Below are 26,648 nucleotides of genomic sequence, written 5' to 3' on the forward strand. Positions count from 1 at the left end.
AATGCCGGGTGGCCACGAAGGGAGCCTCAATGGCGGAGCTCGGCAATCTGGCAGGCACGCACGGCGCGGAATGGATCGCCCGGCCGCCGCACGAGGAACTGCAGCGCAAAGTGCGTCCGCTGCTGCCCTCCGACGACCCGTTCTACCAGCCGCCGCTGGGCTTCCAGCATGCCGAACCCGGCACGGTGCTGCGTTCGCGCGACGTCGAGCTGGCGTTCCTCGGCCTGATTCCCCAGCCGATCAAGGCCGTCCAGCTGCTCTACCGGACCATGGACATGAACGGCGAGCCGGAGGCGACCGTCACGACGGTGATCGTCCCGGCCGACGCCGTGCCGGGCCGGCCCTGCCCGCTGCTGTCCTACCAGTGCGCGATCGACGCCGTGTCGTCGCGTTGCTTCCCGTCCTACGCGCTGCGGCGTCGGGCCAAGGCGCTCGGGTCGATCGGCCAGTTCGAACTCTTCCTGATCACCGCCGCGGTCGCCGAGGGCTGGGCGGTCTCGGTGCCCGACCACGAGGGCCTGCGCGGCCTGTGGGGCGCGCCGTACGAACCGGGTTACCGGGTCCTCGACGGCATCCGGGCCGCCCTGGGCTCCGAACGCCTCGGGCTGTCCCCGTCCGCCCCGATCGGGCTGTGGGGCTATTCCGGCGGCGGGCTGGCCAGCGCCTGGGCCGCCGAGACGTGCGCCGAATACGCGCCCGAACTCAACGTGGTGGGCGCGGTGCTGGGCTCGCCCGTCGGCGACCTGGGCAACACCTTCCGCCGGCTCAACGGCAGCTTCCTGTCCGGGCTGCCGGCGCTGGTGGTGGCCGCGCTGGCGCACATCTATCCCGACCTGGACCGGGTGATCAAGGAGCACGCCAACGAGGAGGGGCGCGCCCTGCTGGACTCGCTGGAGAAGATGACGACCGTGGAGGCCGTCATCCGGATGGCCGGCAAGAACATGGGCGACTACCTCGACGCGCCGCTCGAGCAGATCCTGTCCACGCCGGAGGTCACCTACGTCTTCGACCACATCAGGCTGGGCGCCGCCGTCCCGACGCCGCCGGTGCTGATCGTGCAGGCCGTGCACGACTACCTGATCGACGTGCACGACATCGACGTGCTGGCCGACGCCTATTCCGCCGGCGGCGCGCAGGTCACCTACCACCGTGACGCCTTCAACGAGCACATGATGCTGCACCCGCTGTCGGCGCCGATGACGCTACGCTGGCTGACCGATCGCTTCGAGGGCCGCCCCGTGACCGAGCACCTGATCCGGACCACCTGGCCGACGATGTTCAACCCGATGACCTACGTGGGCATGGCCCGGCTGCTCAAGATCGCCGCCAAGGTGGTCACCGGCCGAAAGATTCACCGCCGCCCGCTGTGACGGCCGCTTCCGCGGCGCGCGCATCGGTCGGCGCGGTCGGCGGCAGCGCACCCAGGTCGTCGCGGGCGTCGGCGGCCGCCCGCACGGCGTACACCAGGGCGGCGATCCCGGCCGGCCACATCAGGCTGACCGCGATCTGCAGCGGACCGTCCGAGAAGAACACCGGCGGCGCCTGGATCACGTAGGCGACCGACGGGCTCTTGCCCAGCGGCACCGCGTCGAAGTCCAGGGCGCCGTAGCGCAGCCGCACCAGCCCCGCGCCCACCGCGGCGGCGACGAGGGCGGCCGTCACCATCGCGACGGACAGGGCCGCCACCATGCCGGGTCCCCGGTGCCGGCGCGACTGCCAGGCCGCCACCGAGGCCACCACCGCCAACACGGTCAGCAGGCCCAGCAGCAGGGTGGGTGCGACGAAGAAGTGCTCGGACTCGTTGCCCAGGTAGTCGTGCACCCGCTCGCCGGAGCGGGTCAGCGCCACCACCGCGCGGATCGGCGGGGCGATCCACGCCCACAGCGCGCCGAGCGACGCGCCGACGACCGCCGACCCGGCCACCACGACCAGAAGGGCGCGCAGCTCGGCCCGGCCGGGCAGCCCGACGGCGGCGACGTCGCCGGTCGGCGCGGCATCGGGTTGCCCGCTCACCGCTGGGTCTCCAGCTCGGCGGAGTCGACCTGACCGTGCCTCGAGCAGCGCGCCCGCCAGCCGTCGGGGCGAACCTGGACCACCATCCGGCGCCCGCACGCCGCGCAGAACCGGGGAGGCTCCAGACCCAACTGGGCCGCCGTCGGCACCACGGTGCCCCCTAGTTCCCCGGTGTAGACGTTGTAGACGCCGGCGCCGACGACTTCGCCCAGGGCGCCCAGATCACCAACCACAAGTTTCCAACCCTAGCCGCGCGGGCGACAAACCGGCGTGCGGGCCGGCTCAGAGGCTGGCATTGAGCCCCTTGAGGGGCATTTGCAGATCGTCCAGCAATTCCAGGTCGGATTCGGCCGGACGCCCCAGCGTGGTCAGGTAGTTGCCGACGATCACGGCGTTGATGCCGCCCAGGATGCCCTTCTTGGCGCCCAGGTCGCCGAGGGTGATCTCGCGGCCGCCGGCGAACCGCAGCATGGTGCGCGGCAACGCCAGCCGGAAGGCGGCCACCGACTTCAGCGCCTCGGTCGCCGGCATCACCTCCAGGTCGCCGAACGGGGTGCCCGGGCGCGGGTTGAGGAAGTTCAGCGGCACCTCGTCGGGACCGAGCTCGGCCAGTTCGGCGGCGAATTCCGCACGCTGCTCGAGGGTTTCGCCCATGCCGAGGATGCCGCCGCAGCAGACCTCCATGCCGGCGTCGCGCACCATCGACAACGTGTCCCAGCGCTCTTCCCAGGTGTGGGTGGTCACCACGTTGGGGAAGAACGACCGGGCCGTCTCCAGGTTGTGGTTATAGCGGTGCACGCCCATCTCGGCGAGCTGCTCCACCTGCTCGGCGGTCAGCATGCCCAGCGAGCAGGCGATGTTGATCTCGACCTCGTTGCGGATGGCCTCGATGCCGGCCGCGACCTGGGCCAGCAACCGCTCGTCGGGGCCGCGCACGGCGGCCACGATGCAGAACTCGGTGGCGCCGGACTTGGCGGTCTGCTTGGCCGCCTCGACCAGGCTGGGGATGTCGAGCCGGGCGCTGCGCACCGGGGACGCGAACAGCCCCGACTGCGAGCAGAAGTGGCAGTCCTCGGGGCAGCCGCCGGTCTTCAGGCTGATGATGCCCTCGACCTCGACCTCCGGGCCGCACCAGCGCATCCGCACCTCGTGGGCCAGCGCCAGCAGGTCGTCGAGCCGGTCGTCGGGCAGCCGCAGCACCTGCAGCACCTGGTCGCGGCTCAATCCCTGGCCGCCCTCCAGTACCTGGCGCCGCGCCACCGCCAGGATGTCCTCGTCGTTGCCGGTCTCGGCCGTCGGTCGCGTCGCCGCTTGCGTCACCAGGTACTCCCCTGCCTCTTGCGGGTGCCCGCGCGTGCGGGCACGTCTGCCATCGATGGCAGCCTGAACGAAAAGGTGTTCAAAGTAGGGTAACGGCCGAGCAACTCCAACCACCCCTGGGTATACGACCATGGTGACCGCGCACGCCCAATTCCTGGCGCACCACTATCTGCTGCTGGCGGTGCCGGCGTTCCTGCCTGCGGTGATCGTGGTGGCCGTGGTGCTGTACGTGGCGCTGCGCGACCGGCGGGCCGACCGGACCAGCACGTCGGCAGGAGCGGAGCCGGCCGGCCCCGACACACCGGACGAAAACCGTGATTGACGCGCCGTGGATCTGGGCATTAAACAATCAATCACGAACCTACTTGGCAGTAATGAGCGGTTGACTTAATCGGATCCTCCGGGGTGGCCCGGCGCGGTTGGGAGGCACGACGATGCGGTCGGACGAACTGACGATTGTTGCTGAGGCACCGGCGCGCGGTGCGGGGTTGAACCAGGTGATCGGGCTCTCGCTCGCCGCGGTGGTGATCACGCTGCTGATGCTGTGGGTCGGCCACGCGCACCGCACCCACCGCATCCAATGGCTGACCCGCATCGCCGACAAGATGGGCGAGAAGTTCCACCGGCCCAACTGGGTCGCCCTGCCGGTGCTGATCTTCACCACGTCGATCATCTGCGCGCTGTTCGGCTTCATCTGGGACGTCAGCTGGCACATCGGCAACGGCCGCGACCCCGGCCCGCTGGCCAACCCGGCGCACTACTTCATCATCATCGGCCTGTTCGGAGTGTTTTTGGGCGGCATGGTGTCGGTGGTGCTGCCGTTCGACAAGCCCGGCCCGGCGGCGGTGCGCATCACCCGCAACTGGTACGCACCGGTCGGCGGTGTGCTGATGGCCGGCTGCGGGCTGTACGCGATGATCGGCTTCCCCCTCGACGACATCTGGCACCGCATCTTCGGGCAAGACGTAACACTGTGGGGCCCAACGCATTTGATGATGATCGGCGGCGCCGGCTTTTCGCTGTTCGCGGTGTTGATGCTGGAGCGCGAAGGCGAGGCCGCCGAGGGTGAGGACGTCTACCACAGCGTCTTCATCAGGTTCTTGCGCTACCTGTCCTTCGGCGGCATGTTCATCGGCCTGTCGGTCTTTCAGATCGAATACGACTTCGGCGTCGAGCAATTCCGGCTGGTGCTGCAGCCGATGATGATCGCCGGCGCGGCGGCGCTGGCCGCGGTCGCCGCCCGCATCACGATGGGCCGCGGCGCGGCGCTGATCGCGGCCGTCTTCGCCATCGCGCTGCGCGGCGCCGTCGCGGTGCTGGTCGGGCCGGTGCTGGGCGCCCCGCTCAACTGGTTCCCGTTGTATCTCGGGCCCGCGCTGGCCGTCGAGTTGGTCGCATTGACGCCAATCTTCAAGCGCCCCATCGTCTTCGGCGCGGTGTCCGGCCTGGGGGTGGGCACCCTCGGGCTGTGGCTGGAGTCGCTGTGGATCTCGGCGGTGTACCACTACCCGTGGCCGGTCAGCATGTGGGCCGAGGCGCTGGCCATGGCGGTGCCGGTCGCCGTGCTGATGGGCATGTGCGGCGCCATGTTCGGCATGGTGCTCACCGGGCAGCGGCTGCCGGGCCGGGCCATCGGCATCTCGGTGGTGGTGGCCACGGTGCTGGTGATCGGCGGCGCGGTGGCCAACGGCCTGCACATCGTGGTGCCGCGGCAGAACAACGCCACCATCCTGCTGACCGACCTGCCCAGCCCACCCGGGCAGCGGATGGTCTCCGCCGACATCCAGCTCATGCCGGCCGACATGGTCAGCCCGGATCCGGAGTGGGTCACGGTGCTGTCCTGGCAGGGCCGGATGCAGAACCACCGCGGCCTGCAGATCGACCACCTGGCCAGGGTCGGCCCCGGCCACTACCGGTCGACGCAGCCGCTGCCGGTGTGGGGCACCTGGAAGACGCTGCTGCGAGTGCAGGACGGTTACACCATGACCGCGGTGCCGATCTACGAGCCGGCCGACGACGCGATTCCGGCGGCCGAGGTTCCGGCGCTGTCGGCGATGAACCGCCCGTTCGTCCAGGAGATCACCATCCTGCAGCGGGAACGCGACCAGAACGCGCCGGTGTGGTTGTTCACCGCCGGCTCGATCGTGGTGCTGTGTTTGACCCTGATGGTGATCGCCAGCCTCACCTGGGGCGCCGGCCGGCTCAACAACGCCGTCGGCGAGCCGGAACCCGTCGAGGACAAGCAGCCGATCCCCCGGGCGGCGTAACCGATGACGCTTCGAGGCACCCTCATCGCGGCGTGGGTGGCGGCGCTGACGTGCGGCCTGGTCGGCTGCGGCGGCTCCCCCGATAAGACCGCGGCCGCGCCGCTGGTCATCGACGTGACCATCGCCCAGGGACAGGTGACGCCGACCAACGCCACCCTGCAGGCCAAGGTGCACCAGCAGATCACCCTGCACGTCACCAGCGATGCCACCGACGAACTGCACGTGCATTCGACGCCGGATCACAAGTTCGCCGTCGCCGCGGCGCCCCACCAGACCTTCCAGTTCGCCGTCGACGTGCCCGGCAACGTCGCCGTGGAGCTGCACCACCTGGACCGCACGATCGCGACCATCCAAATACAGCCGTGAGCCCCGCCCCCGCGGCGGTGGTGCTCGCGCACGGGCTGGGCGGGTCCGGCGACCTGCCGGTGCCCTACGCCTATGCGATGGTCGGCGCGGCGTGGGCGCTGACCTTCACCTTCGCCCTGGTGGCCTTCGCCTGGCGGCGGCCGCGGTTCGATCCGCTCAAGCCGGGCCGGGCGCTGCCGGCGGCGCTGACCGCGTTCGTCGACGCCCGGGCCACCCGATACACCGCGGCCGGGCTGGCCCTGGCCGTGGCGGCGTGGGCGGTGGCCGCCGGTGTCTGGGGGCCCGAGTCCGACGCCAACGCGCTGCTCGGCGCCTTCTACGTGCTGCTGTGGGTGGGGCTGGTGGCGGTGTCGCTGGCGATCGGGCCCGTGTGGCGGGTGATCTCGCCGATCCGCACGCTGTATCTGCTGGCGCGGCGGGTCGTCCCGGAGCGGCTCGCCCGGCCGCGGCTGTCCTACCCAAAGCGCTGGGGGTACCGGCCCGCCGCGCTGGGCCTGTTCGCGTTCGTGTGGATGGAGCTGGCCAGCCCGAACCCGGCGGCACCATCCTGGGTGACGGGCTGGCTGCTGGTCTACGCCGTGCTGATGGCCGCCGGGGCGTGGCTGTGCGGGCAGCGCTGGCTGGCCCGGGCCGACCCGTTCGGGGTGTACAGCATGGCCGTCTCCCGGCTGTCGCCGTTTCGCCGCAATCCGCGGACCGGCCGGATCGTCGTCGGCAACCCGCTCGACCACCTGCCGTCGCTGCCGGTGCGGCCCGGCGTCGTGGTGCTGCTGGCGGTGCTGCTCGGCTCCACCGCGTTCGACAGCTTCTCGTCGTCGCCGACCTGGCGGGGCTTCTCCGATCGGCTGACCCGCGAATTCGCGGCCCCGCCCGCGCTGGCGTCGTCGGTGCTGCGCACCCTCGGCCTGATCGTGTTCATTTGCGTTGTGGCCCTGACCTTTTCACTGGCGGCACGGGCCACCGGCGGGGTCGACGCGCAGCAGCGCCGCGCGTTGCCCGGCCAGATGGCGCATTCGCTGATCCCGATCGTGGTGGGCTACATCTTCGCGCACTACCTGTCCTATCTGGTGGAGCGGGGACAGCAGGCGGTGTTCGCGCTGGCGGACCCGTTCGGCCGGGGCTGGAACCCGCTCGGCCTGGCGCATCTGCAGGTCGCCTACGTGCTGTCCATGCATCCGCCGGTGCTGGCCGCGATCAAGGTGACCTGCGTGGTCACCGGCCACATCGTCGCGGTGATCGCCGCGCACGACAAAGCGCTGCGGCTGCTGCCGGCCGGTCACCAGCTCACCGGGCAGCTGGCGATGATGCTGGTGATGGTCGGCTACACGTTCACCGGTTTGTATCTGCTCTTCGGGGGGTAGGCGTTGCGGCGTGCGCCGCTATCCCGCAACCCGCCCGGCCCCCAGCGATTGATGGCGCGGCGCTCGAGGGAGCAGCCCGCACCGGACCCGCAGCAGCCGGCTCGGCAGGCTGGACGCCGCCGGCCGGGGCTGTCGTGGATCAGCATCCAGTCCAAGGTGATGGTGATGCTGTTGGTGTCCAGCCTGGCGTCGCTCGGGGTGATCGGGGCGGTCGAGTACGTCGCGGCGCGCAATGCGCTGCAGCCGGCCGCGTCCGAGCGGATGGTGCAGCTTCGCGAGGCACAGAAGCGGGCCATCGAGACGCTGTTCTCGGACCTGTCGGACTCGCTGGTGGTCTACAGCCGCGGATCCACCGCGCTGGAGGCGGTGCAGGCGTTCACCGCCGGCTTCGACCAGTTGGCCAACGCGCCCGTGGATCCGGCGCAGCAACGGGCGCTGGTGGACTTCTACACCGAGCGGCTGATCAAACCGTTCGAGCGTGACACCGGCAAGAAGTTGGCCCTGGACGCGGTGCTGCCCGCCGACAATTCGCAGCGGTACCTGCAGGCGCACTACACCGTGGCGGCGGGCGGACCCTTCGAGGGAACGGGGTCCGCGCCCGACGACGCCGGCGACGGCAGCGCCTGGTCGGCCGCCAACGCCCGCTTCAACGATTACTTTCGCGAGATCGCGACCCGCTTCGAGTACCGCGACGCGTTGCTCCTGGACACCCGCGGCAACGTCGTCTACAGCGTGCGCAAGAGCGCCTCGCTGGGGACCAACATCCTCACCGGCCCCTACCGGCAGTCCAATCTGCGCGGCGCCTACGAGAAGGCGATGGCCGCCAACTCGGTGAACTTCGTGTGGATCACCGACTTTCAGCCCTACCAGCCGCAGCTCGGCCAGCCCACCGCGTGGTTGGTCGCGCCGATCGGCGCGCCGGGCAGGGCGGCGGGCGTGCTGGCGCTACCGCTGCCGATCGCGAAGGTGAACCGGATCATGACCGCCGACAAGCAGTGGAGAGCCGCCGGCATGGGCCGCACCGCCGAAACCTACCTGGCCGGACCGGACAACCTGATGCGGTCGGATTCACGGTTGATCCTCGAAGACCCTGAGCGCTACGCGCGCGACGCGGTCGCCGCCGGCACGCCGCGCAACACCGTCGACACCGCGATCCGCTGGGGCGGCACCACCCTGGTCCAGCCCGTCGCCACCGCGGCCGTGCGCGCCGCGCAACGCGGCGAGACCGGAACCGTCACCGACACCGGCTACCTGGGCCGGCGCGAACTGGCGGCGTATGCCCCGCTGTCCCTGCCGAATTCCGACCTGCACTGGTCGATCCTGGCCACCCGGGAAACCGCCGAGGCCAACGCCCGTGTGGTGTCCCTGACCCAGACCCTGGTATTGACCACTACCGCAATGGTTTTCGTGATCTGCGTGGCCGCCCTGCTGGTCCCCAGATGTTCGTGCGGCCCATCCGCAGGTTGCAGGCCGGCGCCCGGGAGATCAGCGCGGGCAACTACGACGTCACCATCCCGGTCACCTCGCGCGACGAGATCGGTGAACTCACCGCCGCTTTCAACGACATGAGCCGCAACCTGCAGATCAAACAGGAGCTGCTGGGCGAGCAACGCAAGGAGAACGACCGGCTGCTGGCCTCGTTGATGCCCGAGCCGGTCGCGCGCCGCTACCGCGAGGGCGAACAGACCATCGCCCAGGAACACCAGGACGTCACCGTGATCTTCGCCGACATCGTCGGGCTGGACGAGATCTCCGCCAAGCTCTCCGGCCGCGAGCTGGTGGGCGTCGTCGACGAGCTGGTCCGCGAGATCGACTCCGCGGCGGAAACCCTTGGCGTGGAACCGATTCGCACGCTACACAACGGATACCTGGCCAGCTGCGGCCTGAACGTTCCCCGCCTGGACAGCGTGCAGCGCACCGTCGAGTTCGCGGTCGAGGTGCAGGGCATCATCGCCCGGTTCAACGGCAGGACCGGCTACCACCTGGGACTGCGGGCCGGGATCAACACCGGCAACGTGGTCAGCGGGCTGGTCGGGCGCTCCAGCCTGGTCTACGACATGTGGGGCGCGGCGGTCAACCTTGCGCACCAAACACGAAGCAGCACAACGCAAACCGGGATCTACGTCACCTCGAAGGTGTATGAGGTGATGCGCGACATCCGCCACTTCACGCCGGCCGGCACGGTCACCGTCGGCGGGGTCGAGCAGCAGATCTGGCAGTTGTCGGAAAGGACCGGGCCGTGAGCACCTTTGACTCGTCGTCGCTGTACTGGGCGACCGCGGTGGTCTTCGGCCTGCCGCTGCTGCTGATCGTCCTCACCGAATGGCACCAGAGCCTGGTCCGCAAGCACAGCCCGCTGGCCCGGCCCGCCTTCCTGCTGCGCAGCTACCTGATCCCGCTGGGCGCGCTGCTGGTGCTGCTGGTGAATGTGGCCAGGATGCCCGCCCAGTTCACCTCGGTGCGGGTGCTGGCAACGGCGTTCGGCTTCGTAGTGGTGGTGCTGCTGCTGTCCGGGCTCAACGCCACCATCTTCGAGGGCGCACCGGAAGGCTCCTGGCGTCAGCGGGTTCCGGGCATCTTCCTGGACGTGACCCGCTTCGTGCTGATCGGTGTCGGGCTGGCGGTCATCTTCTCCTACGTGTGGGGCGTTCGGGTGGGTGGCCTCTTCACCGCGCTGGGCGTGACATCGGTGGTGATCGGCCTGATGCTGCAGAACTCCGTCGGCCAGATCGTGTCCGGGCTGTTCATGTTGTTCGAGCAGCCGTTCCGCATCGGCGACTGGCTGGACACCCCGGCGGCGCGCGGCCGCATCGTGGAGGCCAACTGGCGGTCGGTGCACATCCAGACCGGGCACGGGCTGCAGATCACGCCCAACTCGGTGCTGGCCACCACCTCGTTCACCAACCTCAGCCGCCCGCCCGGTGGGCACCAATTGACGCTCACCGCAACGTTTTCCGAGACGGACCCGCCCGACCGGGTGTGCGCGCTGCTGCGCCGGGTCGCTGACGCGCTGCCGCAACGCCGGCCCGACGCGGTCGCGGCGGCGGTGCCCGCCGGAGGGGGCGAATACCACGTCACGATCGGATTGACCTCGCCCGCCGACGATTCCGCCGCGCAGGCGACGCTGCTGCGCTGGCTCTGGTACGGCGCGCGCCGCGAGGGTCTGCGCCTCGACGGCGCCGAGGACGACATCTCCACCCCCGAGCGCATCGAGCGGGCGCTGCGCATGGTGGTCGCCCCGGCGCTGCGGCTGGGCCCGCCGGATCAGCAGGCGTTGGTGTCGCACGCCCGAATCGTCCGGTACGGGGCCGACGAGATCGTCGAGCACGCCGGCCGCGTCCCGGAGAAGATGACCTTCCTGCTCGCGGGCGGGGTGCGGTTGACCGCCACCGCCCCGGACGGATCGGTGGTCGCGGTCGGCGGCCTGGACGAGGGCTCCTTTCTGGGAGTGACCGCGCTGACCCGCCAGCCCAACCTGGCCGACGCGCAGGCCGTCGCGGAGGTGACCGCGCTGGAGATCGACCGCGAACACCTCGTCGAATTGGTGACCGGCAAGCCGTTGCTGCTGCAGGACCTGGGTCGCACCATCGACGAGCGGCGCGCCCTGGTGCACCGGGCGGTGACCGCCGAGCCGACGCCGTCCCGGGAGCCGGTGTCGTAAGCCATCGCTGTCGTCCCGGGCGACAAGGAACGGGTCAACGCCGATCTGCTCGACTTCCTGCGCCGCTGAATCCCCGCCTAACCGATCGGGTGCTCGACCTTCTTGTTGCCGTCCCAGCGGCGCAAACCCACGAAGCTGCACTCGATCTGGGTGGGCCGGCCGGCGATGCGCAGCGCCCGGCCGAGTTGGGCGCCGCCGACCCGGCGGGCCATGGTGACGTGCCCGGTCCACTGGCCGGGCAGGCTGTTGGGCATCGGTGCGGGCCGCAGGTGCGGGGCACACAGCCGGTGCACCTGGGCGTGCAGGTCCAACAGTTCGCCGGTGGGCACCACCAGTCGGGCGAAGACCACGCTGCCCCGGCCGAACAGCACCGGCGCGCCGATCAGGCACGGCAGCGGTAGCCGGGTACACAGCGGGGCCAGCAGAGCGTCTACGTCGGCGGCGATCGCCTCGGCGACCGCCAGCGTCACGTGCGGCCGGCTCGCCGGCGCCTGGCTGGGAATTCCGGCCGCAGCCAACGCTTTCCAGGTCTGCCGGATGGCCGCCTCGGTGTCCGGGTCGAAGACCAGCTCGATCGAGTGGACCATCAGCCGGCCAGCGCGGTGACCCAGTCGCGGTCGAATGCGCCGGCGCTCACGGCCTCGAACTCGGCGGCGGCCAGCGCCGCCGCCCCCGCGGGCAGCACGGCGCGCACCGGGGCAAGCGCCTCAAGCGCGGGCCGATTCGACGTCTCGACCGGGCCGGGATGTTCGGGCCAGGCGCCGATCACCAGCCCGGCACACGAAAGGCCCTGCGCGGCAAGCGCTTCCAGGGTCAGCGCGGTGTGGTTGAGGGTGCCCAGCGCCGGCCGGACCACGACCAGTACCGCCGCGCCCAGCGCGACGGCGAGATCGCGTGCGGTGACACCGTTTTCGCCGAGCTCGACCAGTAGTCCCCCGGCGCCCTCGACCAGGGTCAGCCGCCCCGGCCGGTCCAGCTCGCCGATGAACCTCAGCAGCTGCTCGCGGCTGGGCAAGGCCATCCCCGCCGCGGCGGCGGCGGCCACCGGCGCCAGCGGCCGCGGGTAGCGGGCCAGCCCGGCCAGCTCGGTCACCCCGGACAGCCGGGCCACCTCGGCGAGGTCGTCGTCGCCGTCGTCGGTGCCGGTCTGCACCGGTTTGCACACCGCCACGTCGATGCCGGCGCGGCGGGCGTGGCAGGCCAGCGCCGCCGTGGCGACCGTCTTTCCGACCCCGGTGTCGGTGCCGGTGACGACCAGAACCGTCACGGCCTCAGCCGAGCCCGGCGAGCACATCGGTGAGCACCCGGCGCGCGACCTCCAGTTCGGCGTCGTCCAGCGACGCGCGGGCGGTCAGCCGCAGCCGCGACGTCCCGGCGGGCACCGTCGGGGGACGAAAGCAGCCCACCCGCACACCGGCATCCAGGCAGGCGGTCGCGGCGGCCACCGCCACGTCCGGGTCGCCCAGGATCACCGACACCACCGCCGACTGCGGCACCTCGCGAACCCGGCAGACCTCGGCCAGCACGCCGGCGTGGCGCAGCACCGCACCGACCCGCCAGGGTTCGGCGCGCAGCACGCCCAGCGCGGCGCGCGCCGCGCCCACCGCCGCCGGGGCCAGGCCGGTGTCGAAGATGAACGTGCGCGCCGCGTCGATCAGATGGGCCCGCACCGCCGCCGGCCCCAGCACCGCGCCGCCCTGGCTGCCCAGCGCCTTGGACAGCGTGGTGGTCATGACCACGTCGGGCGCGCCGGCCAGGCCGGCCTCGAACACCAGCCCGCGCCCGCCGCCGCGCACCCCCAGGCCGTGCGCCTCGTCGACGATCAGCAGGGCCCGGTGCCGGCGGCACACCTCGTGCAGCTCGCGCAGCGGCGCCAGGGCGCCGTCGGTGGAGAACACCGACTCGGTGATGACGACGGCGCGTTCCTCGTCGCGGTCCGCCAGCGCCGCCAGCACCGCGTCGACGTCGCGATGCGGCGTCACTACCACCCGCGCCCGCGACAGCCGGCAGGCGTCCACCAGCGAGGCGTGCGAGTACGCGTCGGAGACCACCAGCGCCCCGCGGCCCGACAGGCCCACGACGGCCCCAAGGTTGGCCGCGTAGCCCGACGAGAACAGCAGCCCGCTGGCCGCGCCGACGTAGTCGGCGAGCTCGGACTCGAACTGCTGGTGCAGCTCGGTATCGCCGGTGACCAGCCGCGACCCGGTCGCCCCGGCGCCCCACAGGCGCAGCGCGGCGACCCCGCCGTCGATCACGTCGGGGTGCTGGGACAGCCCGAGGTAGTCGTTGGAGGCCAGGTCCAGCTCGGTGGCCACGGGCGGCCGCGGCCGCAGCGAGCGGCGCAGCCCGGCCGCGCGGCGCTGCTGTTCGACCGCGTCCAGCCAGGCCAGCGGGGAAACCTCGATGGGTGCTTTCATCGATCTAGAGCCTACGAGAGCCGAGGCGCGCGGCGACCTGCACCATCGCCGAGGCGATCCGGGCGATCTCGTCGGGCGGGCAGATGTAGGGCGGCATGGCGTAGATCAGGTTGCGGAACGGGCGCAGCCAGACGCCGTGGTCCAGCGCCGCCGGGGTGGCGACGGCCAGGTCGACGGGCCGGTCGCATTCGATGACGCCGATGGCGCCGCGCACCCGGACGTCGGTCACGCCGGGTAGCTCCCGGGCGGGTTCCAGCCCGGCCGCCAGGCCGGCGGAGATCTCGGCGACCCGCGACCGCCAGTCCTGCCCGAGCAGCACCTCGACGCTGGCCACCGACACGGCGCAGGCCAGCGCGTTGGCCATGAAGGTGGGCCCGTGCATCAGCGCCCCGGCCTCGCCGGCGCTGATGGCCTGCGCGATGTCGGTGCTGCACAGGGTGGCGGCCAGGCTGAGGTATCCGCCGGTCAGCGCCTTGCCGACGCACATGATGTCGGGGCTGACCCGGGCGTGGTCGGCGGCGAAGAGCTCGCCGGTGCGGCCGAACCCGGTGGCGATCTCGTCGAAGATCAACAGCACGTCGTGCCGGGTGCAGGCCTCGCGCAGGTCGCGCAGATACCGCGGGTCGTGGAACCGCATGCCGCCGGCACCCTGCACGACGGGCTCGACGATCACCGCGGCCAGCTCGTCGGCGTGCCGGGCCAGCTGCGCCTCGAACGCCGCGCTGTAGGCCGGGTCGTAGTCACGGGGCACCTGCGGGGCGAACACCTGCCGGGCCAGGATGTCGGTCCACAGCGAATGCATGCCGCCCTCGGGGTCGCAGACGCTCATCGGGGTGAAGGTGTCGCCGTGGTAGCCGCCCCGCCAGGTCATCAGCCGGTGCTTGGCCGGCCGGTGGCGGCTGCGCCAGTACTGCAGCGCCATCTTCACCGCCACCTCGACCGACACCGACCCCGAGTCGCTGAAGAACACGGTGTCCAGCCCGGCCGGGGTGATGCTCACCAGCAGCTGGGCCAGCCGCGCCGCGGGTTCGTGGGTGAGCCCGCCGAACATGACGTGGTTCATGGCGGCGAGCTGGTCGGACAGCGCCGCGTCCAGCACCGGGTGGCCGTGGCCGTGGATCGCGGTCCACCAGGAGCTCATGGCGTCGAGCGCCCGGACCTCGGCGCCGTCGCGGATCAGGGTCAGCCAGGCGCCGCGGGCGCCGACCGCCACCACCGGGGCGACGGATTCGGCGCCGATGGTGCTGTAAGGGTGCCACAGGTGCGCGGCGTCGATCGCGCTGATCTGCTCGGGCGTCAGCCCGGCCTTCGCCGCGGGCATAGTGATCGAGGGTAGAGCAGCCGATTCGCGCAAAACCGGGCCGTCGGGAAGCATGGGACAGCATGGCCACGCCGCAGCCGCCCGACGGGTCGGGCCCCGACGCAGGGCCCGCCGGCCCGGGCTGGTCCGGCGACGCCCGCGGCCCGGTGGCCGAATACGACGAGGAAGCGCCCCGGGTGCTGCGCCTGCGGCTGGCGGCGTGGGACGTCGTCTGCACCGTCGCCCTGCTGGTCCTGCTCGCGCTGCTGGCCACGGCGACGTCCTGGCCGGAGCGGCTGTTCGGGTTTCTGGCCAATGTCTGCGAGGACGAGACCTGCGGGCCGGTCCCCTACGGGCTGGATCTGTACATCCATCCGGTGGTGTGGGGCGGCATCGGTGCGGCGCTGACCGCCGCCGTGGTGGGCCCGGTGGTGTCCCTCCTGAAGGGCTGGTACATGTCCTTCTGGCCGGTGCTGTCGTTGGCGCTGGTGATGATCAGCTCGGTGGCCGGATCGATGCTGACGATGTTCAGCGAACGCTACTGGCTGTGATCGGGCCGCCCGGCGGCGCCGCCGTTCGCTAGCCGACTGAGACCGAAATCACAACTGCGCATACGGGATTCGCCGCGGCAGTCACCGTCGGGTCACGGTACGACAAAAAATCCCCCGCGACCCTGGCGGCTAAGACCTTCTGTTGTCAAAGTGGCTCTTGTGACTGGTGTGAATACAGCGGTTCGGCCGGCTGGTTCACGCCGCAAGTGGCATGGACGGCGTGCGATCCCAGCGTGGGGGTCCTCGCCCGGTCCATGAACCGGGGCGGACGCGCGAGGTCACCGCGCCGAGGCCCGACGAGTGCCGGAGAGGCCAGGAAAGGCCAGGAAAAATGAAACGCATCTACGCCTTCGCGATCGGTTTGGCCCTGCTCGGGGCGCCGGCGGCGCCGATGGTGGTTCCCGCCGTCGCGACCGCCGACCCGGGCGTCAGGGCGATGGACTATCAGCAGGCCACCGACGTGGTGATCGCGCGCGGTCTGTCGCAGCGCGGTGTGCCGTTCTCCTGGGCCGGCGGCGGCATCAACGGCCCCACCCGCGGCACCGGGACCGGCGCCAACACCGTCGGTTTCGACGCGTCCGGGCTGATGCAGTACGCGTACGCCGGCGCCGGCATCAAGCTGCCGCGCTCGTCCGGCGCGATGTACCGCGTCGGCCAGAAGATCCTGCCGCAGCAGGCCCGCAAGGGTGACCTGATCTTCTACGGCCCCGAGGGCACCCAGAGCGTCGCAATGTACCTGGGCAACAACCAGATGCTCGAGGTCGGCGACGTGGTGCAGGTGTCGCCGGTGCGTACCGCCGGCATGGCGCCCTACATGGTCCGGGTGCTGGGAACCACGGCGCCCACCCAGCAGGTTCCGCAGCAGGCGCCGCTGCAGCAGACCCCGGCGCAGCAGGCGCCCTTGCAACAGACCCCGGGCCAGCAGGCGCCCTTGCAGCAGACCCCGGGCCAGCAACTGCCCACCCAGCAGGCCCCGCTGCAACAGGTTCCGGGGCAACAGGTTCCGGCGCAACAGGTTCCGGCGCAACAGGTTCCGGGGCAGCAGCTGCCCACCCAGCAAGCGCCCCAGCAGGCACCCCTGCAGCTGGCGCCGACCCAGCAGGCGCCGCTGCAACAGCTGCCGACCCAGCAGTCACCGCTGCAGCAGCTGCCGGTCCAGCAGTCGCCACTGCAGCCGGCGGGCGCCGGGCTCACCCGGTAGTCCCGGACCCTGCGCGCCCGTCCGACACCCGCCACCTGCTCCCCCGCCGCGCGCGCGTCAGGAGTCGGTGGCGGGTTTTCGGTAAATTAGCGGTCGATCATGCAGACCCCGTCCCCGTCCCCAGCACCGGTCGCCGCCGCCGATCCGGGCACCTCGGGAGCGCGCACGCCGGGGTCTCGCGGGTTCTACCGCTACGACCTCGACGGCTTGCGCGGCATCGCCATCGCCCTGGTCGCGGTGTTCCACATCTGGTTCGGCCGGGTTTCCGGCGGCGTCGACGTGTTCCTGGCGCTGTCCGGATTCTTCTTCGGCGGCAAGGTCATTCGCGCCGCGCTGAACCCCGCGGTGGCGCTCTCGCCGGTGGCCGAGGTGATCCGGCTGGTCCGTCGCCTGGTTCCGGCTCTGGTGGTGGTGCTGGCCGGCTGCGCGGTGCTGACCATCCTGGTGCAGCCGGAGACGCGCTGGGAGACCTTCGCCGACCAGAGCCTGGCCAGTCTCGGCTACTACCAGAACTGGGAGCTGGCCAACACCGCGTCGGACTACCTGCGGGCCGGTGAGGCCGTCAGCCCGCTGCAGCACATCTGGTCGATGTCGGTGCAGGGCCAGTTCTACGTCAGCTTCCTGGTGCTGATCGCCGGCCTGGCCTACCTGTTCGGCCGCCCCCTGGGCGCCCGGCTGCGCACCCTGGTCCTGGTGGTGCTGGCCGCGCTGACGGTGGCCTCGTTCGGCTACGCGATCGTCGCGCATCAGCAGAACCAGGCGGCCGCCTACTACGACAGCTTCGCGCGGGGCTGGGAATTGCTGCTCGGCGCCCTGGTCGGGGCGCTGGTGCCGCGGATCCGCTGGCCGATGTGGTTGCGCACGCTGTTGGCGACGGTGGCGCTGGGCGCGGTGCTGTCCTGCGGGGCGCTGATCGACGGGGTGCAGGAGTTCCCGGGGCCGTGGGCGCTGGTGCCGGTCGGCGCCGCCATGCTGATGATCCTGGTCGGCGCCAACCTGGCCGGCGATCGCCTGCCGCTGCCGAACCGGCTGCTGGCCACCCGCCCGCTGGTCGAGCTGGGCGCCATCGCCTACTCGCTGTACCTGTGGCACTGGCCGCTGCTGATCTTCTGGCTGTCCTACAGCGGCCACAAGCACGCCGGCTTCGTCGAGGGCACGGTATTGCTGCTGGTGTCCGGCGTGCTGGCGTACCTGACCAACCGCCTGGTCGAGGACCCACTGCGGCACCGGGGCTCCGCGCGGCCGGCGCCCCGGCCCGCCGCGCCGACGGTGCCGTGGCTGGCGCGGGTGCCGCGGCCGACGATGGCGCTGGGGTCGGCGATCGTGCTGCTCGGTGTGACGCTGACCGCGACCTCGTTCACCTGGCGCCAGCACGTCACCGTGCTGCGCTCGGCCGGCAAGGAACTCAGCGTCCTCAACCCGCAGGACTATCCCGGCGCCCGGGCCCTCACCGAACACGTGCGGGTGCCCACGCTGCCGATGCGGCCCACCGTCCTGGAGGTCAAGCAGGACCTGCCCGCCTCCACCCGGGACGGCTGCATCAGCGACTTCGTCAACCCGGCCGTGGTCAACTGCACCTACGGCGACGTGACCGCCGACCGGACCATCGCGCTGGCGGGCGGATCGCACGCCGAGCACTGGCTGCCGGCCCTGGACATGCTCGGCAAGCTGCACCACTTCAAGGTGGTGACCTACCTGAAGATGGGCTGCCCGCTGTCGACCGAACAGGTCCCGCTGATCATGGGCAACAACGCCCCCTACCCGCAGTGCCGCGAGTGGGTGCAGCGCACCATGACCAAACTGGTCACCGATCGGCCCGACTACGTCTTCACCACCACCACCCGGCCGTGGAACATCAAGACCGGTGACGTGATGCCGGCGACCTACATCGGGATCTGGCAAACGTTGTCCGACAACAACATTCCCATCCTCGGGATGCGCGACACCCCGTGGCTGGTGAAAAACGGCCAGCCCTTCGACCCGGCGGACTGCCTGGCCAAACGCGGCAGCACCGCCCAATCGTGCGCCATCAAGCGATCCGACGTGCTCTCCGAGCGCAACCAGACCCTCGACTTCGTCGGGCAATTCCCGCAACTCAAGGTGCTCGACATGTCGGATGCGATCTGCCGGGCCGACATGTGCCGGCCGGTGGAGGGAAACGTGCTGATCTACCATGGGGCCCATCACATGTCGCCCACCTATGTGCGGACCATGGCGCCCGAATTGGGCCGGCAGATCGCCGAGAGCACCGGTTGGTGGTAATCGGCCCCGTAATCGGCTCTGCCGCCTCGAAATACCCCGAAATATGTCCACGCGGCCCGCGCGTGCTTCCCACCGCAGCACGGCCGCAACCTTCGTGAGCGCCGCGCGGCGCGGATAAGGTCAAGAGGTGTCAAGCAACGAACCCGCTTCAGCAGCAGGCGGCGGTACTCACCAACCCGAGGTGCCTACCGTCTGGCCGGGCAGCCCCTACCCGCTGGGGGCGTCCTACGACGGCGCCGGGACGAACTTCTCCCTGTTCTCCGAGATCGCCGAGAAGGTCGAGTTGTGTCTGATCGACAGCCGCGGCGCCGAGACCCGGATTCCGTTGGACGAGGTCGACGGCTACGTCTGGCACGCCTATCTGCCCAACATCAACCCCGGTCAGCGCTACGGGTTTCGCGTCTACGGACCGTTCGAACCGTCGGCCGGTCACCGCTGCGACCCCAGCAAGCTGTTGCTCGACCCGTACGGCAAGGCTTTTCACGGCGACTTCACCTACGGCCAGGCGTTGTTCTCCTATGACCTCAAGGCCGTCGCGGCCGGCGGCGACGACGCCGACCCCGGGATCCCGCCCATGGTCGACTCGCTGGGCCACACCATGACCAGCGTGGTGAGCAACCCGTTCTTCGACTGGGGATCGGACCGGGCCCCGCTGACGCCCTACCACGAAACCGTCATCTACGAGGCGCACGTCAAGGGCATGACCCAGACCCACCCCAGCGTCCCCGAGCAGCTGCGGGGCACCTACGCCGGGCTGGCGCACCCGGCGATCATCGACCACCTCAAGTCGCTCAACGTCACCGCGATCGAGCTCATGCCGGTGCACCAATTCATGCACGACTCGCGTCTGCTCGATCTGGGACTTCGAAACTACTGGGGCTACAACACATTCGGCTTCTTCGCCCCGCACAACCAGTACGCCGCCAACCGCAACTCCAGCGTCGCGGAGTTCAAGTCCATGGTGCGCAGCTTCCACGAGGCCGGCATCGAGGTCATCCTCGACGTGGTCTACAACCACACCGCCGAAGGCAACCACCTGGGCCCGACCATCAACTTCCGCGGCATCGACAACGCCGCCTACTACCGGCTGGTCGACACCGACCTGCGGCGCTACAAGGACTACACCGGCACCGGCAACAGCCTCAACCCGCGCCACCCGCACGTGCTGCAGCTGATCATGGACTCGCTGCGCTACTGGGTCACCGAGATGCACGTGGACGGATTCCGCTTCGACCTGGCCGCCACCCTTGCCCGCGAGCTGCACGACGTCGACCGGCTGAGCGCGTTCTTCGATCTGGTGCAGCAGGATCCGATCGTCAGCCAGGTCAAACTGATCGCCGAGCCGTGGGATGTCGGCGAGGGTGGCTACCAGGTCGGGAATTTTCCGGGTTTGTGGACCGAATGGAACGGGAAGTATCGCGATACTGTGCGCGATTACTGGCGGGGTGAGCCCGCAACCCTGGGCGAGTTCGCGTCCCGGCTGACCGGGTCGTCGGACCTCTACGAGGCGACCGGCCGCCGTCCCAGCGCCAGCATCAACTTCGTCACCGCGCACGACGGGTTCACGCTGAACGACCTGGTGTCCTACAACGAGAAGCACAACATGGCCAACGGGGAGGACAACCGGGACGGGGAAAGCCACAACCGATCCTGGAACTGCGGTGTAGAAGGCCCCACCGACGACCCCGACATCACCGAGCTGCGCTACCGCCAGATGCGCAACTTCTGGGCCACCCTGATGGTCAGCCAGGGCACGCCGATGATCGCGCACGGCGACGAGTTCGGCCGCACCCAGAACGGCAACAACAATGTCTACTGCCAGGACTCCGAATTGTCTTGGATGGACTGGTCTTTGGTCGACAAGAATTCCGACCTGCTGGCGTTCGCGCGCCGGGCCACCACGTTGCGCACCAAGCATCCGGTGTTCCGCCGGCGCCGGTTCTTCGAGGGCGAACCGATCCGCAGCGGCGACGAGGTGCGCGACATCGCCTGGCTGACACCCGGCGGCCGGGAGATGACGCACGAGGACTGGGGGCAGAGCTTCCACAAATGCGTGGCGGTCTTCCTCAACGGCGACGCCATCACCGCGCCCAACGCCCGCGGCGAGCGGGTGGTCGACGACTCGTTTCTGTTGTGCTTCAACGCCGGTGAGCAACCGGTGCAGTTCGTGATGCCGGGCGGCGACTACGCGAAAGAGTGGACGGTGGAACTGGACACCAACGAACCGACCGGCCGCAAAGAAGGCGCCGAGCCGCTGGTGGTGCACGCCGAAGAAGAGCTGACGCTGCCCTCGCGTTCGCTGCTGATATTGCGTAAGACGTTGTGACGCATGGGTTTACCCGTTCTATCCAGCTACCGGCTGCAGCTGCGCGGTGAGTCCAGCGGGTTCGCGTTCACCTTCGCCGACGCGGAACACCTGCTGGACTATCTGGACGACCTCGGGGTGACGCATCTGTATCTGTCCCCGATCATGACCGCGACCGCGGGGTCCAGCCATGGCTATGACGTCACCGATCCCACCACGGTGTCGGCCGAGCTCGGCGGCCGCGACGGGCTGGCCCGGCTGTCGGTGGCGGCCCGGGCCCGCGGCATGGGTCTGGTCGTCGACATCGTGCCCAACCACGTCGGGATCGACGCGCCCCGGCAGAACCCGTGGTGGTGGGATGTGCTGCGAAACGGCCATTCTTCGCCGTACGCAACGTTTTTCGACGTCGACTGGGATCTCGACGAGGACGGCCGGATCGTGCTGCCGGTGCTGGGCTCCGACGACGACGCCGCCGACCTCACGGTGGACGGGGAGCTGTTGCGGCTGGGCGATCTGGCGTTCCCGATCGCGCCGGGCACCGCCGGCGGCACCGGGCCCGAGGTGCACGACCGCCAGCACTACCGGCTGGTCGGCTGGCGCAACGGCGTCTGCGGCTACCGCCGGTTCTTCTCGATCACCTCGCTGGCGGGGTTGCGGCAGGAGGACCCCGCGGTGTTCGACGCCACCCACGCCGAGGTCGGGCGCTGGTTCGCCGAGGGGCTCGTCGACGGCGTGCGCATCGACCACCCCGACGGCCTGTCCGATCCGTGCGGCTATCTGGCCCGGTTGCGCGAACTCGTCGGCCCGGACGCCTGGATCGTGATCGAGAAGATCCTGGCCGTCGACGAGGCGCTCGAGCCCACCCTGCCGGTCGCCGGCACCACCGGCTACGACGTGCTGCGCGAAATCGGCGGCGTACTGCTGGATCCCAACGGCGCCCCGGCGCTGACCGCGCTGGTGGACTCCTCCGGCGTCGACTACCAAGCGATGCCAAAGATGCTGGCCGAGCTCAAGATCCATGCCGCCACGGTCACGCTGGCCAGCGAACTGGGCCGGTTGCGCCGCAGCATCGCGGCCGCCGCCGGCGTCGATCACCCGCTGCTGCCCGAGGCGATCGCCGCGCTGCTCACCAACATCGGGGTGTACCGCTGCGACTACCCCGGCCTGGTCGCACTGCTGCCCACCGCCCTGGCCGAAACTCAGTCCGCGGCACCGCACTTGGGCCCGGCGCTGCAGGTGCTGGCCGCCGCGCTGGCCCGCGGCGGTGAGCCGGCCACCCGGCTGCAGCAACTCTGCGGGGCCGTCACCGCCAAGGCCGTCGAGGACTGCCTGTTCTACCGCGACGCCCGGCTGGTGTCGCTGAACGAGGTGGGCGGCGAGCCGCACCGCTTCGGCGTCGGCGCGGCCGAGTTCCATCACAGCGCCGCCACCCGCGCCCGGCTGTGGCCGCACACCATGACGACGCTGACCACCCATGACACCAAACGCGGCGAGGATGTCCGGGCCCGCATCGGGGTGCTGTCCCAGGTGCCGTCGCTGTGGACCGAGTTCGTCGCCCGCTGGGAGGTCGCCGCCCCCTCCCCCGACCCGGCGACCGGACAATTCCTGTGGCAGAACATCTTCGGCGTCTGGCCGGTCACCGGCGAGGTCACCGCCGCGCTGCGCGAGCGGCTGCACGGCTACGCCGAGAAGGCCATCCGGGAAGCGGCCTGGCACACCTCGTGGAACGACCCGGACGCCGCCTTCGAGGAGGCGGTGCACCGGTGGCTGGACACCGTGCTGGACGGTCCGGTCGCCGGGCAGCTGACCGAGCTTGTCGCCCAACTCAATCCCCATGCCTCCAGCGACGCGCTGGCCCAGAAGCTGCTGGCGCTGACGGTGCCCGGGATACCGGACGTGTACCAGGGCACCGAGCTGTGGGACGACAGCCTGGTCGACCCGGACAATCGCCGCCCAGTCGACTACCGGGCGCGGCGCGCCGCGCTGCAGGCGTTGGAGCATCCGAAGATCCGGGTGGTCACCACCGCCCTGCGGGTGCGGCGGGCCCATCCGGATACCTTCCTGCACGGCGACTACGCCCCCCTGCTCGCCGACGGGGACGCCTGCGATCACGTGCTGGCCTTTACCCGCGGCGCCGACATCGTGGTGGCGGTCACCCGCTGGACCGTCCGGCTGGCCGAAAAAGGTTGGGGCAACACGGTGTTGCCGCTGCCCGACGGCACCTGGAAGGACGCCCTCACCGGCAGCGTCGTGGACGGGCCGACGTCGGCCGCGCAGTTGTTCGCCGAACTGCCCGTCGTGCTGCTGGAGCGACACCATGACTGAGCAGAAGACCGAATTCCGGGTCTGGGCACCCAAACCCGCGCGGGTTCGACTGGACGTCGAGGGCCGGCCGCACGCCATGTCACGCACCGACGACGGGTGGTGGCACGCCGCGGTGGCCTGCGCGCCGGATGCCCGCTACGGCTTCCTGCTCGACGACGACCCCACCGTGCTGCCCGACCCGCGTTCGCCGCGCCAACCCGAAGGGGTGCACGCCCGCTCGCAGCTGTGGGATCCGGCCGCCGCGACCTGGACGGACTCCGCCTGGCCGGGCCGCTCGACCCACGGCGCGGTGATCTACGAGCTGCACCTGGGCACGTTCACCGCGGCCGGCACCTTCGACTCGGCCATCGAGAAGCTGGACTATCTGGTCGACCTGGGAGTCGACTTCGTCGAACTGATGCCGGTGAACTCGTTCGCCGGTACCCGCGGCTGGGGCTACGACGGGGTGCTGTGGTACAGCGTGCACGAACCCTACGGCGGCCCGGACGGGTTGGTGCGCTTCGTCGATGCCTGCCACGCAAGGGGTTTGGGCGTACTCATCGACGCGGTGTTCAACCACCTCGGCCCGTCCGGCAATTACCTGCCGCGGTTCGGCCCCTACCTGTCGTCGGCGAGCAACCCGTGGGGCGAGGGCATCAACATCGCCGACGCCGACTCCGACGAGGTGCGCCGCTACATCATCGGATGCGCACTGCGCTGGATGCGCGATTTCCACGCCGACGGTCTGCGGCTGGACGCCGTGCACGCGCTGGTGGACACCACCGCCATTCACATCCTCGAGGAGCTGGCCACCGAAACAGACTGGTTGGCAACACAATTGGGCCGTCCGCTGTCGCTGATCGCCGAGAGCGACCTCAACGATCCGCGGCTGATCACCGCGCGCGAACGCGGCGGCTACGGCCTGACCGCGCAGTGGGCCGACGACATTCATCACGCCATCCACACCGCGGTGTCCGGCGAACGCCAGGGCTACTACGCCGATTTCGGCAGCATCGCCACGCTGGCGCACACGCTGCGGCACGGCTACTTCCACGCGGCGACGTACTCGTCGTTCCGGCGCCGCCGGCACGGGCGGCCGCTGGACACCTCCGCGCAGACCGGCATCCCGGCCACCCGGCTGCTGGCCTACACCTGCACCCACGACCAGGTCGGCAATCGCGCCCTGGGCGATCGGCCGTCGCAGAACCTGACCGCCGGGCAACTGGCCGTCAAAGCGGTCCTGGCGCTCCTATCGCCGTATACCGCAATGCTTTTCATGGGTGAGGAGTATGGGGCCTCGACCCCGTTCCAGTTTTTCAGCTCGCATCCCGAACCGGAGCTGGCCCGGGCCACCGCCGAGGGACGCAAGACCGAGTTCGCCGAACACGGATGGGACGCCTCAAAGAAGGGGGAGATCCCCGACCCGCAGGACCCGCAGACCTTCGCCCGGTCCAAGCTGAACTGGGACGAGGTCGGCACGGGCGAGCACGCCCGCCTGCACCGGCTGTACCGAGACTTGATCGCGTTGCGGCACAACGATCCCGACCTCGCCGATCCGTGGCTGGAGCACCTCACCGTCGACTACGACGAGGATCAGCGCTGGATCGTGCTGGCCCGGGGCCGGCTGCGCATCGTGTGCAATCTGGGTGCCGAGCCGGTGACGGTCCCGGTCGGCGGCGAGCTGATGCTGGCCTGGGACGAGCCGACGGTCGACGCTGACACCACGGCGTTGCAAGGCCATTCGTTCGCGATTCTGTCGACGCCGGGGCAGCCTGTGGATAACTGATGGCGGGCGGGCGGCATCGCGCCGCATGATGCGGCCATGAGTCATTCTGAATTCGGCCACCGACTGCGACGGATCTGCTCGTGCAAACCGGACCGTCGCGGCGCCCGGCGCCCGGTGCGCCACGACGTACCCCCGCACGCCAGCATCGAGATGCTGTGGAAGGGCCCCGGCATCGACATGCCCGGCGACGGCGCCTGATCCGCGGTCAGACGATGGGCCGCCCGCTGGGGCGCACCGCCTGTGCGACGGCGTCGGCGAGCGGTTCGATCTCGTCGGGTGTCAGGTCGGCGATGGTGATGCGGATGCCCGCCGGCGTCTGCATCCGGAACCGGGCACCCGGCGCGGCCGCCCAGCCCGCGCCGAGCAACCGGGATACCGCGACCGCCTCGTCGGGAACGCGAACCCACACGTTGAGCCCGGACCGGCCGTGCGCGTCGACACCCCGCTCGGCCAGCGCGCCGCACAGCCGGCGGCGGCGGTCGGCATAGCGCCGCTCGGCCGTCGCGACGAGCTCGGACGCCGCTGTGTCGGACCATAATTCGACGGCCAGCTGCTGCAGGACGTGGCTGACCCAGCCCGGGCCGAGCCGCAACCGGCCGTGCACCCGATCCACGGTGCGCTGGTCGCCGGCCAGCACCGCCACCCGCAGGTCGGGGCCGTAGGCCTTGGACGCCGAGCGGACGAACGCCCAATGCGTGGTGCAGCCGGCCACGGGGTGCAGGGCCGCACCGGAAATGCCCGCGCAGTGGTCGTCTTCGACCAGCAGGACGTCGTCGGCCCGCCCGGACAACAGATCTCGCAGCGCCGCGGCGCGTTCCGCCGACAGCGCGGCACCGGTCGGGTTCTGCGCGCGCGTGGTCAGCACCAGCGCCCGCGCTCCGCGGCCCAACGCGCGGGCCAGGTCCTCGGGCAGCGGCCCGGCGTCGTCGACCCGCACCGGCTCGGCCGAAAACCCGAGTGCGGCAAGCAGATCGAGGAGATTCGCCCAGCCCGGATCCTCGACGGCGACGCGATCACCGGGACGCAGATGTGCGGTCAGCGCGCGCTCGATGCCGTCCAGCGCGCCGCTGGTCAGCGCCAGGTGATCGGCGGGCACGCCGTCGGCGGACAGCGCGGCCCGGGCGTACTCCGCCAGCGCCGGCGAGATGGCCGGCTCGCCGTAGAGGACCGCGCGGCCGGAGGCCGGGCGGGCCGGCGCGGCGGCGGCGAGGGGTAACAGGGCGGGGTGCGGGTTGCCGGTCGACAGGTCGCGCACGCCGGCGGGGACGTCGAGCCCGAGCAGCGATCGCGGGGTGGTCGCCGGCCGGTGCCGCACCCGGGTGCCGCGCCGGCCCGCGGTCTCGACCGCGCCCCGATGCCGCAGCAGGCGGTAGGCCGCCGCGGCCGTGTTGGCGTTCACGCCGAGCCGCGCAGCCAGCTCGCGGACCGGCGGCAGTGCGTCGCCGGGCGCCAGCGAGCCGGCCGAGATGGCCGCTTCGATGCTGGCGGCTATGGATTCCGCACCCGTCCCGGTTATGCTCTTTTGTACCGCCAC

At 70.7% G+C, this 26,648-nt stretch carries 20 protein-coding genes and 2 pseudogenes; 14 read left to right on the forward strand and 8 right to left on the reverse strand.

The window, feature by feature from the left end:
- Positions 1-29: 29 nt before the first annotated feature.
- Positions 30-1,370, forward strand: coding sequence for a lipase family protein (locus tag NF20_RS08380; RefSeq protein WP_003876198.1), 1,341 nt, complete (start codon positions 30-32; stop codon positions 1,368-1,370).
- Here the strand turns inward: NF20_RS08380 and NF20_RS08385 are convergent.
- The 3 genes from NF20_RS08385 to bioB are packed head-to-tail and all read right to left on the reverse strand — an operon-like array spanning position 1,336 to position 3,333.
- A complete protein-coding gene (locus tag NF20_RS08385; protein WP_011725316.1) occupies positions 1,336-2,013 on the reverse strand; it encodes a DUF2567 domain-containing protein in 678 nt (225 codons plus the stop codon). The genes NF20_RS08380 and NF20_RS08385 overlap by 35 nt on opposite strands.
- The gene (locus NF20_RS08390; RefSeq protein ID WP_019734543.1) at positions 2,010-2,246 is read right to left on the reverse strand and encodes a hypothetical protein; all 237 of its coding nucleotides are present in this window, start codon (positions 2,244-2,246) and stop codon (positions 2,010-2,012) included. The genes NF20_RS08385 and NF20_RS08390 overlap by 4 nt, the downstream gene beginning before the upstream one ends.
- Positions 2,247-2,295: 49 nt before the next feature.
- Positions 2,296-3,333, reverse strand: a complete 1,038-nt coding sequence (gene bioB / locus NF20_RS08395; protein ID WP_009977401.1) for a biotin synthase BioB — start codon at positions 3,331-3,333, stop codon at positions 2,296-2,298.
- Positions 3,334-3,463: 130 nt separating this feature from the next.
- Between bioB and NF20_RS08400 the strand changes: the two genes are divergently transcribed.
- The 6 genes and pseudogenes from NF20_RS08400 to NF20_RS08425 all read left to right on the forward strand — a co-directional run bounded on the left by NF20_RS08400 (position 3,464) and on the right by NF20_RS08425 (position 10,988).
- Positions 3,464-3,655, forward strand: a complete 192-nt coding sequence (locus NF20_RS08400; protein ID WP_019733939.1) for a hypothetical protein — start codon at positions 3,464-3,466, stop codon at positions 3,653-3,655.
- A 112-nt stretch (positions 3,656-3,767) separates the two neighbouring features.
- Positions 3,768-5,600, forward strand: coding sequence for a hypothetical protein (locus tag NF20_RS08405; RefSeq protein ID WP_011725318.1), 1,833 nt, complete (start codon positions 3,768-3,770; stop codon positions 5,598-5,600).
- A gap of 3 nt (positions 5,601-5,603) precedes the next feature.
- Positions 5,604-5,966 (forward strand): hypothetical protein, encoded by a 363-nt coding sequence (locus tag NF20_RS08410; protein ID WP_003876192.1) that lies wholly within the window; start codon positions 5,604-5,606, stop codon positions 5,964-5,966.
- On the forward strand, positions 5,963-7,327 hold the full coding sequence (locus NF20_RS08415) for a hypothetical protein (RefSeq protein ID WP_009977407.1): 1,365 nt from the start codon (positions 5,963-5,965) through the stop codon (positions 7,325-7,327). Before NF20_RS08410 ends, NF20_RS08415 begins: the two co-directional genes overlap by 4 nt.
- Before the next feature lie 51 nt (positions 7,328-7,378).
- Positions 7,379-9,570: pseudogene (locus NF20_RS08420) on the forward strand (adenylate/guanylate cyclase domain-containing protein).
- Positions 9,567-10,988 (forward strand): mechanosensitive ion channel domain-containing protein, encoded by a 1,422-nt coding sequence (locus tag NF20_RS08425; protein WP_011725320.1) that lies wholly within the window; start codon positions 9,567-9,569, stop codon positions 10,986-10,988. Before NF20_RS08420 ends, NF20_RS08425 begins: the two are co-directional and overlap by 4 nt.
- 77 nt (positions 10,989-11,065) lie before the next feature.
- Here the strand turns inward: NF20_RS08425 and NF20_RS08430 are convergent, their stop codons facing one another.
- Genes NF20_RS08430 through NF20_RS08445 form a run of 4 tightly spaced genes read right to left on the reverse strand, consistent with a single transcriptional unit; the run spans position 11,066 to position 14,726 of the window.
- Positions 11,066-11,575, reverse strand: coding sequence for a 2'-5' RNA ligase family protein (locus tag NF20_RS08430; RefSeq protein ID WP_011725321.1), 510 nt, complete (start codon positions 11,573-11,575; stop codon positions 11,066-11,068).
- Positions 11,575-12,255 carry a dethiobiotin synthase gene (gene bioD / locus NF20_RS08435; protein ID WP_011725322.1) on the reverse strand — a complete coding sequence of 227 codons (681 nt, stop codon included), beginning with the start codon at positions 12,253-12,255 and terminating at the stop codon, positions 11,575-11,577. The genes NF20_RS08430 and bioD overlap by 1 nt, the downstream gene beginning before the upstream one ends.
- 4 nt (positions 12,256-12,259) lie before the next feature.
- Positions 12,260-13,405, reverse strand: a complete 1,146-nt coding sequence (locus NF20_RS08440) for an 8-amino-7-oxononanoate synthase (RefSeq protein ID WP_011725323.1) — start codon at positions 13,403-13,405, stop codon at positions 12,260-12,262.
- A gap of 4 nt (positions 13,406-13,409) precedes the next feature.
- Positions 13,410-14,726 (reverse strand): adenosylmethionine--8-amino-7-oxononanoate transaminase, encoded by a 1,317-nt coding sequence (locus NF20_RS08445; RefSeq protein ID WP_011725324.1) that lies wholly within the window; start codon positions 14,724-14,726, stop codon positions 13,410-13,412.
- Positions 14,727-14,788: 62 nt separating this feature from the next.
- Between NF20_RS08445 and NF20_RS08450 the strand changes: the two genes are divergently transcribed.
- The 7 genes and pseudogenes from NF20_RS08450 to NF20_RS27620 all read left to right on the forward strand — a co-directional run bounded on the left by NF20_RS08450 (position 14,789) and on the right by NF20_RS27620 (position 25,312).
- Positions 14,789-15,256, forward strand: coding sequence for a hypothetical protein (locus tag NF20_RS08450; RefSeq protein ID WP_011725325.1), 468 nt, complete (start codon positions 14,789-14,791; stop codon positions 15,254-15,256).
- Positions 15,257-15,587: 331 nt separating this feature from the next.
- Positions 15,588-16,277 (forward strand): annotated as a pseudogene (gene ripD, locus NF20_RS08455) (NlpC/P60 family peptidoglycan-binding protein RipD); the annotation flags it as partial.
- A 279-nt stretch (positions 16,278-16,556) separates the two neighbouring features.
- A complete protein-coding gene (locus NF20_RS08460; protein ID WP_011725327.1) occupies positions 16,557-18,719 on the forward strand; it encodes an acyltransferase family protein in 2,163 nt (720 codons plus the stop codon).
- A 127-nt stretch (positions 18,720-18,846) separates the two neighbouring features.
- Positions 18,847-21,045: a glycogen debranching protein GlgX gene (glgX, locus tag NF20_RS08465; RefSeq protein WP_011725328.1), complete on the forward strand. Its 2,199-nt coding sequence runs from the start codon at positions 18,847-18,849 to the stop codon at positions 21,043-21,045.
- A gap of 3 nt (positions 21,046-21,048) precedes the next feature.
- Positions 21,049-23,349, forward strand: coding sequence for a malto-oligosyltrehalose synthase (gene treY, locus NF20_RS08470; protein ID WP_009977427.1), 2,301 nt, complete (start codon positions 21,049-21,051; stop codon positions 23,347-23,349).
- Positions 23,342-25,114 carry a malto-oligosyltrehalose trehalohydrolase gene (gene treZ / locus NF20_RS08475; RefSeq protein ID WP_011725329.1) on the forward strand — a complete coding sequence of 591 codons (1,773 nt, stop codon included), beginning with the start codon at positions 23,342-23,344 and terminating at the stop codon, positions 25,112-25,114. Before treY ends, treZ begins: the two co-directional genes overlap by 8 nt.
- A 36-nt stretch (positions 25,115-25,150) precedes the next feature.
- Complete coding sequence (locus NF20_RS27620; protein WP_009977430.1) at positions 25,151-25,312, forward strand: hypothetical protein; 162 nt, start codon at positions 25,151-25,153, stop codon at positions 25,310-25,312.
- A 7-nt stretch (positions 25,313-25,319) separates the two neighbouring features.
- Here the strand turns inward: NF20_RS27620 and NF20_RS08480 are convergent, their stop codons facing one another.
- Entirely contained in the window at positions 25,320-26,648 is a 1,329-nt protein-coding gene (locus NF20_RS08480) for an aminotransferase class I/II-fold pyridoxal phosphate-dependent enzyme (RefSeq protein WP_011725330.1), read from the reverse strand.

This window comes from Mycobacterium sp. MAC_080597_8934 (assembly GCF_000523975.1).
Classification (GTDB): domain Bacteria; phylum Actinomycetota; class Actinomycetes; order Mycobacteriales; family Mycobacteriaceae; genus Mycobacterium; species Mycobacterium avium.

Excerpts from the sequence above, each read along its gene's own strand:
- treZ (WP_011725329.1), top strand. The coding sequence starts at position 23,342 with ATGACTGAGCAGAAGACCGAATTCCGGGTCTGGGCACCCAAACCCGCG.
- NF20_RS27620 (WP_009977430.1), top strand. The coding sequence starts at position 25,151 with ATGAGTCATTCTGAATTCGGCCACCGACTGCGACGGATCTGCTCGTGC.
- NF20_RS08380 (WP_003876198.1), top strand. The coding sequence starts at position 30 with ATGGCGGAGCTCGGCAATCTGGCAGGCACGCACGGCGCGGAATGGATC.
- NF20_RS08410 (WP_003876192.1), top strand. The coding sequence starts at position 5,604 with ATGACGCTTCGAGGCACCCTCATCGCGGCGTGGGTGGCGGCGCTGACG.
- treY (WP_009977427.1), top strand. The coding sequence starts at position 21,049 with ATGGGTTTACCCGTTCTATCCAGCTACCGGCTGCAGCTGCGCGGTGAG.
- NF20_RS08450 (WP_011725325.1), top strand. The coding sequence starts at position 14,789 with ATGGCCACGCCGCAGCCGCCCGACGGGTCGGGCCCCGACGCAGGGCCC.
- NF20_RS08440 (WP_011725323.1), bottom strand. The coding sequence starts at position 13,405 with ATGAAAGCACCCATCGAGGTTTCCCCGCTGGCCTGGCTGGACGCGGTC.
- NF20_RS08460 (WP_011725327.1), top strand. The coding sequence starts at position 16,557 with ATGCAGACCCCGTCCCCGTCCCCAGCACCGGTCGCCGCCGCCGATCCG.
- NF20_RS08400 (WP_019733939.1), top strand. The coding sequence starts at position 3,464 with ATGGTGACCGCGCACGCCCAATTCCTGGCGCACCACTATCTGCTGCTG.
- NF20_RS08405 (WP_011725318.1), top strand. The coding sequence starts at position 3,768 with ATGCGGTCGGACGAACTGACGATTGTTGCTGAGGCACCGGCGCGCGGT.
- NF20_RS08430 (WP_011725321.1), bottom strand. The coding sequence starts at position 11,575 with ATGGTCCACTCGATCGAGCTGGTCTTCGACCCGGACACCGAGGCGGCC.
- NF20_RS08445 (WP_011725324.1), bottom strand. The coding sequence starts at position 14,726 with ATGCCCGCGGCGAAGGCCGGGCTGACGCCCGAGCAGATCAGCGCGATC.